This window comes from Streptomyces sp. CG 926 (assembly GCF_003148825.1).
Classification (GTDB): domain Bacteria; phylum Actinomycetota; class Actinomycetes; order Streptomycetales; family Streptomycetaceae; genus Streptomyces.
This window is the reverse complement of the sequence record NZ_QGGZ01000005.1, coordinates 179,851-192,088: the sequence shown is the minus strand read 5'-3', so window position 1 is coordinate 192,088 and position 12,238 is coordinate 179,851. Positions and strand designations below refer to the sequence as shown.

Sequence of the window (12,238 nt, the reverse complement as noted above, 5' to 3'; positions counted from 1 at the left end):
TCTAAATACATGCATGACCTTTCCCATGGTGACGACGCAGCCGCCGTGAACGACCTCCGCTCCGCCGTCATGCGGCTGGGGCGGCGCCTGAAGCACCAGCGCGTCGACGAGTCGCTGAGCCCGACCGAGATGTCGGTCCTCGGCACCCTCGCCCGCTGCGGCCAGGCCACACCCGGCGAGCTCGCGCGGCGGGAGCACGTCCAGCCGCCGTCGATGACGCGCATCGTCGCGTTGCTGGAAGCCAAGGGACTGGTCACGCTGGAACCGCACCCCGACGACCGCCGCCAGAAGGTGGTCCGCCAGACGGAGGAGGCCGAAGCGATGCTCGAAGAGAGCCGCCGCAAGCGCAACGCCTTCCTGGCCGGGCTCGCGGCCGAGCTGACCGAGGACGAATGGGCCAAGCTCCGCGCGGCCGCCCCCGTCCTGGAGAAGCTCGCGCACCTGTAAGGAACGACGCCAGGAGGCGAACGCTTTTGAGTACGGGAACCGGAGCAGACTCCGCACCCGGCCACATATCCACCCCCTCTACCGCCGCGACCGCCGACCGGGCCGTCGCAGCACCCGCGGGCAAAGGCTCCATGTTCAGCTCGCTGAAGATCCGGAACTACCGGCTCTTCGCCACCGGCCAGGTCGTGTCCAACACGGGCACCTGGATGCAGCGCATCGCCCAGGACTGGCTGGTCCTGTCGCTGACCGGCTCCGCCTCCGCCGTCGGCATCACCATCGCCCTGCAGTTCCTGCCGATGCTGATGTTCGGCCTCTACGGCGGCGTACTCGCCGACCGGCTGCCCAAGCGGCCCCTGCTCCTCGCCACCCAGAGCGCGATGGGCCTGACCGGCATCGCCCTCGCCGTCCTCACCCTGGCCGGACACGTCCAGGTGTGGCACGTCTACCTCGCCGCCTTCGCGATCGGCCTGGTCACCGTCGTCGACAACCCGGCCCGGCAGACCTTCGTGTCCGAGATGGTCGGCAAGGACCAGGTGGCCAACGCCGTCAGCCTGAACTCGGCCAACTTCCAGTCCGCGCGGCTGGTCGGCCCGGCGATCGCCGGTGTGCTGATCACCGCCGTCGGCTCCGGCTGGGCCTTCCTGCTGAACGGACTGTCCTTCGCCGCGCCCCTCGCCGGCCTGCTGCTGATGCGGACGCACGAACTGCACCCCGTCGAGCCGCGGCCCCGCGCCAAGGGGCAGCTGCGCGAAGGCCTGCGCTACGTGGCCGGCCGCCCGGAGCTGATCTGGCCGATCGTGCTCGTCGGCTTCATCGGCACCTTCGGGTTCAACTTCCCGATCTGGCTCTCGGCGTACGTCAGCGACGTCTTCCACGGCGACGCGGGCACCTACGGACTCTTCAACACCCTGATCGCGGCCGGCTCCCTGGCGGGCGCCCTGCTCGCGGCCCGGCGCGGACAGTCCCGCCTGCGGGTGCTGGTCGCCGCGGCCGTGCTGTTCTCGGCCCTGCTCCTGGTGACCGCCTTCGCACCCGGCTTCTGGCTGTTCGCCGCCCTGCTCGTACCCATCGGGATCTTCGGCCTGACGGTCAACGTCACCGCCAACTCCAGCGTGCAGATGGCGACCGACCCCGAGATGCGGGGCCGGGTCATGGCCCTGTTCATGATGGTCTTCACCGGCGGCACCCCGCTGGGCGCCCCGCTGCTGGGCTGGATCACGGACACCTACGGCGCCCGCATCGGCATGGCCGCGGGCGGCGTGATCTCCCTGGTCGCCTCCCTCGCCATCGCCGTGGTCCTGGCCCGCGTCGGCAACCTCCGCGTCCGGCTGAGCCGCCGCGGTGTGACGTTCGTCCCGGCCGTCTCGCGCCCCCGCGAACTGGTGACGGTCGCCTGACCCCGCGGCCGGCGAGGCTGAGACAGAGCCTCGCCGGCGATTGAGGCGCGGGGGTTCGGGGGCAGCGCCCCCGACAACGGCGCCACGCCCGGCTACGCTCCCCGCATGAGACTGTTCGCAGCCGTCCTCCCGCCGGACGCGGCCGTCGCCGAGCTGGCTCGGGCCGTCGACCCCCTGCACGACGACCACCTCACCTGGACCGCGCGAGCGGGCTGGCACTTCACCCTCGCCTTCATGGGCGAGGTACGGGACGAGGTGCTCCCGGAGCTGCACACCCGCCTGGAGCGGGCCGCCCACCGAACCGCCCCCTTCACCCTGCGGCTGCACGGCTCCGGCCACTTCGGGGAGCGCGCCCTGTGGGCCGGCGCCGCCGGGGAACTCGCCGCCCTGCGGATGCTCGCCGAACGGACCGACGCCGCCGCCCGGCGGGCCGGCGTACCGATGCAGCAGCACCACCGCTACAACCCGCACCTCACCCTGGCCCGCAGCCGCAGCGCCACCACCCCGCTGCGCCCCTACCTGGACGCCCTCGCCGGCTTCGAGGGCACGCCCTGGCAGGTCGACACGCTCAGCCTGGTCCGCAGCAACCTCCCCGTCAGCGGGGTGCCCGGCGAGCAGCCCCGCTACGAGACCGTCGGCGCCTGGCCGCTCGAAGGCTGAAACCCGCACGCCCCCCGGCCCGGGCCGGGGGGCGTGCGGGAGAGCCGGCGGCCCGCGTTAGGCTCGACGGGTGGATCCCAAGACCAGAAACCGCGTCATGGCCGGTGTACTCGTACTGATGTTCGTCGTCGTGGCCGTGGCGGCCGCCGTCGGCCAGTAGCCTCCTCGCCCGGGGCCGGACCTACCAGGCGAAGGCCTCCGGCGACGCCCCGGGACCGGGGAAGATCTCGTCCAGGCCCGCCAGGACCTCCTGCGACAGCTCCAGCTCCGCCGCGCGCAGCGCCGAGTCGAGCTGCTCCTGCGTACGCGGCCCGACGATCGGCCCGGTGACCCCGGGACGCGTCAGCAGCCAGGCCAGCCCGACCTCGCCCGGCTCCAGGCCGTGCTTGTCCAGCAGGTCCTCGTACGCCTGCACCTGCGCCCGTACGGCGGTGTTCGCCAGCGCGTCCGCCGACCGGCCGGAGGCACGGCGGCCGCCCTCGACCTCCTTCTTGATGACCCCGCCCAGCAGGCCCCCGTGGAGCGGGGACCACGGGATGACGCCGAGCCCGTACTCCTGCGCGGCCGGGATGACCTCCATCTCCGCGCGCCGCTCGGCGAGGTTGTAGATGCACTGCTCGCTGACCAGGCCGAGCCGGCCGTGGCGGGCCGCGATCTCGTTGGCCTGGGCGATCTTGTAGCCGGGGAAGTTCGAGGAGCCCGCGTAGAGGATCTTGCCCTGCTGGATCAGGACCTCGACGGCCTGCCAGATCTCCTCGAAGGGGGTCAGTCGGTCCACGTGGTGGAACTGGTAGACGTCGATGTAGTCGGTCTGGAGCCGCTTGAGGCTGGCGTCCACGGCCCGCCGGATGTTCAGCGCCGACAGACGGTCGTAGTTGGGCCAGGTGTCGGCGTCGCGGTACATGGAGCCGTACACCTTGGTGGCGAGGACCGTCTTCTCGCGGCGGTCGCCGCCCTGGGCGAACCAGGTGCCGATGATCTCCTCGGTGCGGCCCTTGTTCTCACCCCACCCATAGACATTGGCCGTGTCTACGAAGTTCAGACCCGAGTCGAGCGCGGCATCCAGGATGCCATGGCTGGTGGGTTCGTCTGTTTGAGGACCGAAGTTCATCGTGCCGAGAACGAGTCGGCTGACCTTGAGTCCCGTGCGTCCGAGCTGCGTGTACTTCATGAGCCCCAAGCCAACTGCTTCGAGTCCACTCCAAGCAAGAGCGCCCCACGAACCCACTGGTTTCTGCGTCAACGCGCATAGTCGCGTCGACGTATGGACGGCTGACTACCCCTCCGGACGGTCTTGGTGGTCGTCCCTGGCCAGCCTTAACGTGTACCGCACCGCCTCCGGCTCCTTCATCGTCGTGTCAACGGCTGTTCAGTTCTCGCCGCTGGCAGCCGGCGAAGCTTGTGAAGATCAGCAGAAGCATCGCCGAGAAGTCCGGCGGAGACGAGCCAGCGTTGTCGGAGGCAGAGATCGTAGAGGGCGTGCTCCACAAGTCCGCGGAGTTCGCGGCCTCGGGCGCTCGGGTCTACCTCCCGCATGCCGACTGGCTCAGCGGAGCGGACCGGCCCGCGGCCTCATGGGGAAAGTCGCGGACCGGCTTGTTCATGTCCATTCGGCAGGCTGGTCGGGCCATCAGCTACTTGAGGAAGGTGCGGATTAGGTCTTGTGTGAACGGCTGACGCTTAAGGCGGTCTGGAGTCGGGAGTTGACCTCCACCAGCCGCAGCCACCATCTCTGCCACGGTGCGAAAAACGGGCACCTGATCGGGCTTCTTGAGCGCGGCGATAATTTCCAAGCTCTGCTCTTCGCACTTCTTGTCATCAAGAAGCGCAGAGTTCTTGCCGAGTACGTGGTATTTATATGCCATAAGGATGTGGTATCGCGCGGGCTTGAAGATGGAGTCCAGTCCTGTTCGGAATGCGTTCTCGAGCTTGTATGCCGCGAAAGCGCTCGCCACGTAGGGGAGGAGCCTGTGGTCATCCCGGAAGATGGAATCCCCTACGTCACCGTAGAGCCGGTGCGCATACCGTGCCGCAGCGTGAGGCGAGTCAAGGAACATTGCGGTGATCGCTCGCATCTGATCCGCGATGGTGACGACCCTTGTTTTGGTTACTTCCTTCTTGTAGAACTGACCCGAGCGTCGTTCGTAGGTGAGCTTCACGTCGGCCGTGTCCAGGAGATAGAAGTCTTCAAGTTTCTTCTGGATCTTCGTCAGAGCCACTAGGTCGTTTTCTTGGACTGCGGTCTGAGAATTGGTTGCCCGGATGATTTGCGTCGCGACTTCCTCATCACCCGTTACAACCAAACGGATGGGAACGTACACAGTGGAAATTGCCTCGCCGAGAGACTCTTTGGAGAGGTGAAGGCAATGGCTGGTCTGGCAGCCATTCACGATCTGGTAGCCAGATACGGCAACGGCGTCGCCAGGCTTCGGCGAGTACTCCGAGGCCACGACCGTGACACCGTTGTTGAGGACGGGAAGCAGGTTCCGCTCTGCTGACGTCAACGTGGTCATGATCTGCTTGTTGACGGGGTTGTCTTCTCCCTTGAACCCGCGGACATTGTCGTAGAAGACCCGCTCATCAAGGGATCCATCGTCGCTGTTCTCGATCAACTTCAAGAGTTCTGATACCGAGACGACTCCGAGAATTGCCTGGTCTACGCCGGGCATCTTGGGGAGGTTGACCTGCTTCTCGAGTTGAATCTCCACCTCGTTGGCATGATTCCTCTTGACCCATGCGTCGTGGATGTCGTCCGCACCCAGGACGGACACCGTCACCTTGCCGACAAATCCGAGGTCGGAGATGTGCCTGGTTACAGTGGCGATCTTATCCTTAGTACTTTCGGCCGCTGTCGACGGCTTGGGGGCAGTCGTCACAAAGGACAGCGTGACTGCTGGGGAGGCCTTGAGTCGGCTTGCGTAGCCCTCGAACACGGAACCAAGCGATTTGGCCAGTGATTCAATTCGAGGGTATCCGGGGAACCCTTCATTCTTGAGAAATTTTCGAACAGTGTCTCCGAAGTTAAGGATCTCGGACCCTGAGACCGAGCCGGACTGCTTCGCCTGAATGAAGTGGAGTGAAACCTCGACTTTGGCTGAAGCGTCACAGATCTCCTTGACATCGTCGAGGTCCCATGCCAGTTGGCCGTTGATTTCGAGTGCGATGACGTCGACTCCGGCTGTGCCCTTGTCGAGCAGTAGGTCGCTCTTCTGTGTTTGCGAAATCAGATCGTTCGGGAGGATCAAGCTTGCGGCGAACAGCTCGAAGGCGTCCGAGTCCTTGAGTTTCAGGAGTTCTTCTTCCTCGCGAAACTTCTTGAAAAGCCCCTGGATGAGAGGGTTCATGAACGGTCCACCTCAAACTCGTCGCTCGCATGCCACTCGTGCAGTTGTGTCACATTATGGTGGCAAGATCGGATTGCGGGGAGTGGTTTCACGATCTGGCACTCGGTGATGATGTGGGGCCAGCGTTACGGTCCCGCTAGCGGCCTGCGGCGAGGTCTGGGCTTCCCGTTGCGGAGACCTAGCGGGTGGACCAGCCCCAGCCGCCATGGTCCTCACAGGGCACCCAGGCTCAAGGGCCCCGACCACATAGCGGGGCCTCCCGTCGTCCAAGGAGGATGCGGTCAGCTCTCGCTGTGGACCGCCGCCAAGTCCCGGACCCGACACTTGAAGTCCATCGGGATCAAGACCTGAACGCGGCCCTTTCGTTCCTGCCACATGGCGTCATCTCCTTCCTGGGACATGGCCTCCATAGTGGTCATCGGCGGCTCGGCGTGGATGACCGCCCTGACTCCGGCTGCCCGGAGCTCCTTGCCCTTCTCGTGCTGGGTCGACAGCTTTGCCCAGCGCTCGCGATAGGTCTCATTCGTCGGGATCTCGTCCCAGCCGTCCGGCCGGGTGGGCTGGGTCATGAGTTGCTCGCGTCGCGCGTCCAGCCGTTTGTACGTCTCCCGGTACTCCCGCTTGCCCAGCTCACTGGAGTAGAGGCCGGCCTCACGGTCCTCCCGGAGTTCTGCGAGAGCGCGGTTCACCTCCTCGATGTCCCGCGTGAAGTCGACGCCGGGGCGGAAAACCTTCCGCACGATCTCGACATCGCCGGCCGCGCGCAGGAAGACCTCCTCGACGGCTTCCTCCAGCACATGAGCCGCAATGCCCTTGCTGCCCGTACTGCAGGGCTTGTGCGTGGTCCGGGATGCACAGCGGTAGTAGGGCCAGTTCCGTCCCGGGCTGAGGTACGCCGGTTCTCCGCAGGTGCAGAAGGCGACCCTGAGCATCGGGGAGCCGCCCTTCCGATTGCCGTTGCGCTTGCTGATGTTCTCGTCCAGCTTCTTGTTCGCCAGCTCCCAATCCTCTTGGGTGATCAGCGGATCCGCCCGCTGGAGGGGGCTCCCTTCCGCGTCACGGACGACGCGGGTTCGCTTCGTCTTCCGGCCGTCGACGACGACTTCCTCCGTCACCTCCATCTGGCCGAGAACGTTCAGGGAGCGCACCACCTTGGCCGTGTTCGCGGCGGTCCACCGGCCGCCCTTCGGAGGCTTGCCGCTCCTGATCAGCTGGGCATCCAGCGACACCGGGGTATTGGCCGGGTCCTCGTTGAGCCACTGGGCGATGCTGTTCGCCGACTCGCCCTCGATGAGCCGACGGACGATCTCGCGCAGCGTCCCAGCGGTGTCCGTTCCGTAGTCGTCCGGGACCAGCCGCCAACCGTCACCGGTGTCCTGCTTCTCCGCCCGGTAGCCGTACGGGATGCGGCCACCACGCCAGCGGCCCTCTTTCACCAGATGGTTGTACGAGGACTTCGCCCTGGCCTTGATGGCTTCGAGTTCCCCTTCGGCGAAGGAAGCGATCAGGCTGAACAGGAGCTTGCCCATCTGCGTGTTCAGGTTGATCCCGTCCTCGACGGTGGCGACCTCCTTGCCGTGCTTTTCACACCACTCCACGAGTGTGTGGACGTGGAGTACACGCCGTGAGAGGCGGTCGATCTTCAGCGCGCAGATGATGTCGTACTCGTCGGCACGGGACTCCTGCAGCGCGATCCGGTGCTCGATGTCGCTGACCTCTTTGCCGATCGTGGACGGCAGCCACTTGCCGAACTCCGGACGCTTCCACGGCTCGACGCCACCGGAAACGTCGATGTCCTCAACCCATCCGACGACGACGTGCCCTTCCTGGTCGGCCCATCGTTGAATCGATCGGCGCTGGCGCTCCGGCGATGTGGTCTCGTCCGACACCTTCGACAGGCGGACCACTCCCAGGACTCTTGCCACGTGCTCTTCCCCTCCCCTGTGGTGCTTGGGGATCGACGCTAGGGCCCTGTTGGGCAGGGCGTCAAAATGGATTGTTCGACGTGGCCAACGTGTAGGGATGAGGTGAGAACAAGGGCCGCACCGAGGAGATCATCGGTACCTGGTTCGCCCAGGGCGGCGACCGCCGCGAGAAGACGGCCCTCGCCACCAAGGTGTACGGCTCCATGTACCGCGACGCCGACACCTGACCCAACTACGACCGTCTGCCGGCGCTGAACATCCGGCAGGCAGTCGAGGCACTGATCCAGCAGGGCTGGATTCTCTACTCGGGCTCCTCCGACTTCCCCGGCTACAAGATCGCCGAGGCCAGCGAGACGGCCGCCCGACGCGGGATGGTCCCGTACGGGCACAGGTGCAGGCGTACGACGACCTGGACGAGATCTTCCCCGGCCCGGAGGCTTTCGTCTGGTGTTCGCGTAGCGCTACGTCCGGTGGTCGTCGCCCCTTCACGCCGGGCGGCGGCCACCTTGGAGTGCGCTCGAAGCAAGACCCCGCCGTGAAGGGCGTGTTACAGCCCCTGCGCGGGCCGGTAGGGGCCGCCGAGCCCCCACGCCTGGTGCAGGACGGCCGCGAACTCACCCGCCAGCCGGTGCTCGCCCGCGGCGTTCGGGTGAGTGCCGTCGTAGGTGTCGCGGTGGATGTCGTACGCGTCCGGGCGCGCGGCCAGCAGGATCGGCGAGGCATCGGTCGTCAGGTCGGCGACCGCCTTCGCGAGGAGCTCGTTGAAGCGGGCCACCTCGGCCGCGAAGGGGGCGTCCTCCTCGGCCCGGCTGTTCGGGATGACCGGCAGCAGGACCATCCGGACGCCGGGCCGGGCGGCGCGGGCCTGCGCCACGAACAGGCGGGCGTTGGCGGCGGTCTGCTCGGCGTCGGTGTAGAAGCCGAGGTCGATCAGCCCGAGGGACACCAGGAGCACGTCGGCGCCGGTGTCGGCGACGGCCGGGCCTATGAGGGGAGCCATGTGCTGCCAGCCCTCGCCCCAGCCGGCCAGGTGGCGGCGGGCGCGTTCCGGGAAGGCCGGGTCGGCGTACGCGTGGCTGGTGGGCGTGTCGGCGACGGTGTCGTACAGCTCGCAGCGCGGACCGACGATCCGGTAGGGCCCGCCGAAGGTCGAGCTGAGGTGCTGCCACATCCGGTAGCGCCAGGTGTAGTCGCCGGCGCGTCCGATGGTCATGGAGTCACCGACGAACATGAAACGCATCCGGTCATCATCGCGGATCGCGCGACAGAAACCCCTGTGACGCCGGACACGCGGCACGTACTGGCAGGCTGGGGGCATGCGCCTGCCCATGCCGTCCGCCGCCGCGTCCGCCGCCGTTGCCGTCACCGCCGCCGTCGCCGCCGCACTCGCCGTGCTGCCGGGCCCGGCCCACGCGGCGGAGACCCCCACCGGGTCCTCCTTCACCATCTCCGACCCGCGGATCAAGGAGTCGAGCGGCCTGGCCGCCAGCCGGATCCACCCGGGCGTGTACTGGACGCACAACGACAGCGACGACGGCCCGTTCATCTACGCGGTGGACTCGGCCACGGGCCGCACGGTGGCCCGCGTGACGCTGAAGGGGATCGGGAAGCCGCGCGACGTCGAGGCGATCTCGCTGGGCCCGGACGGGCAGCTCTACGTGGGGGACATCGGCGACAACCGGGGCGGCACCTGGGACCACGTGTGGATCTACCGCTTCCCGGAACCGAAGCAACTGGGTGATGTCACGGTCGAGGCCGCGCAGTTCACGGTGAAGTACGCGGACGGCCCGCGCAACGCGGAGTCCCTGATGGTCCATCCGGTGACGGGCCGGGTCTACATCGCGAGCAAGGACGAGAGCAAGGGCGGCCTGTACGAGGGCCCGGCGCAGCTGTCGACGGGCGGCACGAACGAGTTCCGGCGGGTCGCCGACGTGCCGTGGGTGACGGACGGGGCGTTCTCCCCCGACGGGACCCGATTGACGCTACGGGGCTACTTCATCGCCCGTACCTACCCGTGGAAGGACGGCCTGCCGGTGGGCGAGGGCGAGCGGGTGGACGCGCCGTGGCAGGGGCAGGCGGAGTCGGTGACGTACACGCCGGACGGCTCCACGCTGATGTTCGGCGCGGAGGGAGAGGGCAGCCGGGTCATCGCCGTCCCGGTCGCCGCCGCCTCCGCTCCGTCGACCTCACCGCAGCCGGGCTCCCCGCCGGGCGCGTCCGCCCTGCCGGAACCGCCGGCGGGCTTCGGCAAGGGAGCCCTTGTCCTGGCGGGCGGCCTGATCCTGGTCCTGGGCACCAAACGCCTCCTCCGCCGCCGCGGCGGCAGCAGCTGACCCCGGCTGCGCCGAGCCGATCCGGACTGGCGCCCACCACCAGCCTCGCCGGCGTTTGAGGCGCGGGGGTCCGGGGGCAGCGCCCCCCCGGCAACGGCGCCGCGCCGGAAGCCGAGCGGTGCGGCGCCCGCGCCGTTGCCGGGGCTCCGCCCCGGACCCCGCTCCTCAAACGCCGGAGGGGCTGAGATGGCGGCCGGAGGCGTTGAAGTGCCCGCCGGGAGGGCGTGAAGGGCCCACCCGGCGGGGCTGAAATGGCGGCCCGTTACTCCTCGCGGATCGGGATGCGGCCGTTCACCGGTGCGGCGGGCGGGGACGCCGGTGGCGGGGTCTGGCCCATCGAGGCCAGGAGCTGGCGGGCCACGCCCAGGCCCGTGCCGCCCATCGTCAGCGCCTTCGCGAACATCTCCGACATGCCCTCGGCCCCGTTCAGCAGGACCATGTGCTCCACGTTCCCGAAGGCCCCCGCGCCCGCCTCCACGATCGCCGGCCAGTTCTCGGCCAGTTGCTGCGCGACCACCGCTTCCTGGTTCTCCGCCAGCGCGGCGGCCCGCGCCTTGATCGCTTCCGCCTCGGCCAGACCGCGGGCCTTCGCCGACTCGGCCTCCGCAAGGCCCCGCGCCTGCGTGGCCGCGGCCTCCGCCTCACCCGTGGCCCGCGTGGCCTTCGCCGACGCGATGCCCCGCGCCTCCACGGCCTGCGCGTCGGCCGTCGCCGCCGTCGTCACCCGCGTCGCCTCGGCGGCCGCCGCGAGCTCGGTCTCCCGCGCCTTCGCCTGCGCAGCCGAGATCCGGGCGTCACGCTCGGCCTCGGCCCGGGTGCGGGTCTCGTACGCCGCCGCGTCCGCGGGCTTGCGTACGTCCGCCTGCAGCTGCTGCTCGCGCCGGTGCGCCTCCAGCTCCGCGACCCGGGTCTCCTGGACGACGACCTCCTGGCGGGCGGCCGCCTCCGACAGCGGACCCGCCTGACGGGACGTCGCCGCCGCCTTGTCCCGTTCGGCCTGGTAGCCGGCCTGCAGGATCTCGCTGTCGCGCGTCGCCTCGGCCATCCGGGCGAAGGCGGCCTGCTCGGCCTCCGTGGCCAGCCGGTTCGCCTCGGCCTGCGCGATCCTCGCGTCCCGCTGCACGGCCGCCGCGTGCGGCATCGCCAGGTTCTTGATGTAGCCGGTCGGGTCCTCGATCTCGTGGATCTGCAGCGAGTCGACGATCAGGCCGAGCTTCTCCATCTCGGTACCGCACGCCATCCGGGTCTGGCCCGTCAGCTTCTCCCGGTCGCGGATCATGTCCTCGACCGTCAATCCGCCGACGATGGATCGCAGATGGCCCGCGAAGACGATGTGCACGCGTTCGGGCATCATCTTCTGCTGGTCCAGGAAGCGACGGGCCGCGTTGGCGATCGACACGAGGTCGTCGCCGACCTTGAAGATGACGACGCCCTTCACCCGCAGCGGGATGCCCTGGTGGGTGACGCAGTCCACGGACAGCTGGGTCTCGTTGAGGTCCAGGGACAGTTTCCGTACCGCCTGCACGCCCGGGAGTACGAGCGTCCCCCGCCCGGTGACGATCCGGAACCCCATGCCCTGCCCGAGGCCCTCGGTCTTGTGCGTGGAGCCGGAGATGACGAGTGCCTCGTTCGGTTCGGCCACCCGCCACATGAGCTTGAACAGGCCGATCAGAGCCACGATTGCGGCGAGCACGAGTCCCGCCACGACGCCGATAGCCATCGGCAACGCCCCCTTAGCGCGGTGCCGTTCGGCACCGACGAGGCCGAGTCTGCGCCCGTACGGCCCCGGCCGGAAGATGCGGGCCGCGTCTTGTCGCCATCCTGATACGTACAGGTGGGACGGGGCGTCAGTTGTCGTAGGCGGCCATCACGTACACCGTGCGCGGCGGCAGGTACTCGACCACCGTCACCACCGTTCCGACGGCGAGCCGGCCGGTCCCGTGGACCGGATGGGCGAGGAAGTGCTCCGCCCCGCCCCGGATCCGGACGATGACCTCGCCCACCAGGCCGGGGCCGACCGTACCGGTCACCCGGCCGGTCATTCCCACCATGTCCGTGTCCGCGTGCGTGTCCGCGCCCCTGTCCCCCATGGGTCGAGGGTACGCCGGACGCGTACGCCCTACGAGTGGCCT

10 protein-coding genes and 1 pseudogene are annotated in these 12,238 nt (G+C 68.4%); 5 read left to right on the top strand and 6 right to left on the bottom strand.

Features of this window, described 5'->3' with window-relative positions:
* The first annotated feature begins 9 nt into the window (after positions 1 to 9).
* The 3 genes from BCL76_RS15630 (at position 10) to thpR (ending at position 2,504) form a co-directional block, all read left to right on the top strand.
* Complete coding sequence (locus BCL76_RS15630) at positions 10 to 447, top strand: MarR family winged helix-turn-helix transcriptional regulator (protein ID WP_030010566.1); 438 nt, start codon at positions 10 to 12, stop codon at positions 445 to 447.
* Between the two features lie 26 nt (positions 448 to 473).
* On the top strand, positions 474 to 1,844 hold the full coding sequence (locus BCL76_RS15625) for an MFS transporter (RefSeq protein ID WP_375137921.1): 1,371 nt from the start codon (positions 474 to 476) through the stop codon (positions 1,842 to 1,844).
* Positions 1,845 to 1,949: 105 nt separating this feature from the next.
* Entirely contained in the window at positions 1,950 to 2,504 is a 555-nt protein-coding gene (gene thpR, locus BCL76_RS15620) for an RNA 2',3'-cyclic phosphodiesterase (RefSeq protein WP_109780099.1), read from the top strand.
* Positions 2,505 to 2,685: 181 nt separating this feature from the next.
* Here the strand turns inward: thpR and BCL76_RS15615 are convergent, their stop codons facing one another.
* From BCL76_RS15615 to BCL76_RS15600, 3 genes are all read right to left on the bottom strand, one after another.
* Positions 2,686 to 3,675 carry an aldo/keto reductase gene (locus BCL76_RS15615; RefSeq protein WP_109780098.1) on the bottom strand — a complete coding sequence of 330 codons (990 nt, stop codon included), beginning with the start codon at positions 3,673 to 3,675 and terminating at the stop codon, positions 2,686 to 2,688.
* Between the two features lie 463 nt (positions 3,676 to 4,138).
* Positions 4,139 to 5,848 carry an AIPR family protein gene (locus BCL76_RS15605; protein WP_109780096.1) on the bottom strand — a complete coding sequence of 570 codons (1,710 nt, stop codon included), beginning with the start codon at positions 5,846 to 5,848 and terminating at the stop codon, positions 4,139 to 4,141.
* Between the two features lie 281 nt (positions 5,849 to 6,129).
* Positions 6,130 to 7,773, bottom strand: a complete 1,644-nt coding sequence (locus BCL76_RS15600) for a recombinase family protein (RefSeq protein WP_109780095.1) — start codon at positions 7,771 to 7,773, stop codon at positions 6,130 to 6,132.
* A 128-nt stretch (positions 7,774 to 7,901) separates the two neighbouring features.
* Here BCL76_RS15600 and BCL76_RS15595 point away from each other — a divergent pair.
* A pseudogene (locus BCL76_RS15595) lies at positions 7,902 to 8,144 on the top strand (aldo/keto reductase); the annotation flags it as partial.
* Positions 8,145 to 8,320: 176 nt separating this feature from the next.
* Here BCL76_RS15595 and BCL76_RS15590 read toward each other — a convergent pair.
* The gene (locus tag BCL76_RS15590) at positions 8,321 to 9,013 is read right to left on the bottom strand and encodes a GDSL-type esterase/lipase family protein (protein ID WP_109780094.1); all 693 of its coding nucleotides are present in this window, start codon (positions 9,011 to 9,013) and stop codon (positions 8,321 to 8,323) included.
* Between the two features lie 76 nt (positions 9,014 to 9,089).
* Here BCL76_RS15590 and BCL76_RS15585 point away from each other — a divergent pair, with 76 nt between their 5' ends.
* Positions 9,090 to 10,106 (top strand): WD40 repeat domain-containing protein, encoded by a 1,017-nt coding sequence (locus BCL76_RS15585; protein WP_181382566.1) that lies wholly within the window; start codon positions 9,090 to 9,092, stop codon positions 10,104 to 10,106.
* Positions 10,107 to 10,368: 262 nt separating this feature from the next.
* On the opposite strand, the gene BCL76_RS15580 is transcribed toward BCL76_RS15585, so the two are convergent.
* Positions 10,369 to 11,826 carry an SPFH domain-containing protein gene (locus tag BCL76_RS15580; protein ID WP_109780093.1) on the bottom strand — a complete coding sequence of 486 codons (1,458 nt, stop codon included), beginning with the start codon at positions 11,824 to 11,826 and terminating at the stop codon, positions 10,369 to 10,371.
* Between the two features lie 127 nt (positions 11,827 to 11,953).
* Positions 11,954 to 12,196 carry a hypothetical protein gene (locus BCL76_RS15575; RefSeq protein ID WP_181382565.1) on the bottom strand — a complete coding sequence of 81 codons (243 nt, stop codon included), beginning with the start codon at positions 12,194 to 12,196 and terminating at the stop codon, positions 11,954 to 11,956.
* Positions 12,197 to 12,238 lie beyond the last annotated feature (42 nt).

What these genes read in the sequence shown, in the direction of transcription:
- BCL76_RS15630 (WP_030010566.1), top strand. Translation starts at nt 10, where the DNA reads ATGCATGACCTTTCCCATGGTGACGACGCAGCCGCCGTGAACGACCTC.
- thpR (WP_109780099.1), top strand. Translation starts at nt 1,950, where the DNA reads ATGAGACTGTTCGCAGCCGTCCTCCCGCCGGACGCGGCCGTCGCCGAG.
- BCL76_RS15615 (WP_109780098.1), bottom strand. Translation starts at nt 3,675, where the DNA reads ATGAAGTACACGCAGCTCGGACGCACGGGACTCAAGGTCAGCCGACTC.
- BCL76_RS15605 (WP_109780096.1), bottom strand. Translation starts at nt 5,848, where the DNA reads ATGAACCCTCTCATCCAGGGGCTTTTCAAGAAGTTTCGCGAGGAAGAA.
- BCL76_RS15590 (WP_109780094.1), bottom strand. Translation starts at nt 9,013, where the DNA reads ATGCGTTTCATGTTCGTCGGTGACTCCATGACCATCGGACGCGCCGGC.
- BCL76_RS15585 (WP_181382566.1), top strand. Translation starts at nt 9,090, where the DNA reads ATGCGCCTGCCCATGCCGTCCGCCGCCGCGTCCGCCGCCGTTGCCGTC.
- BCL76_RS15580 (WP_109780093.1), bottom strand. Translation starts at nt 11,826, where the DNA reads ATGGCTATCGGCGTCGTGGCGGGACTCGTGCTCGCCGCAATCGTGGCT.
- BCL76_RS15575 (WP_181382565.1), bottom strand. Translation starts at nt 12,196, where the DNA reads ATGGGGGACAGGGGCGCGGACACGCACGCGGACACGGACATGGTGGGA.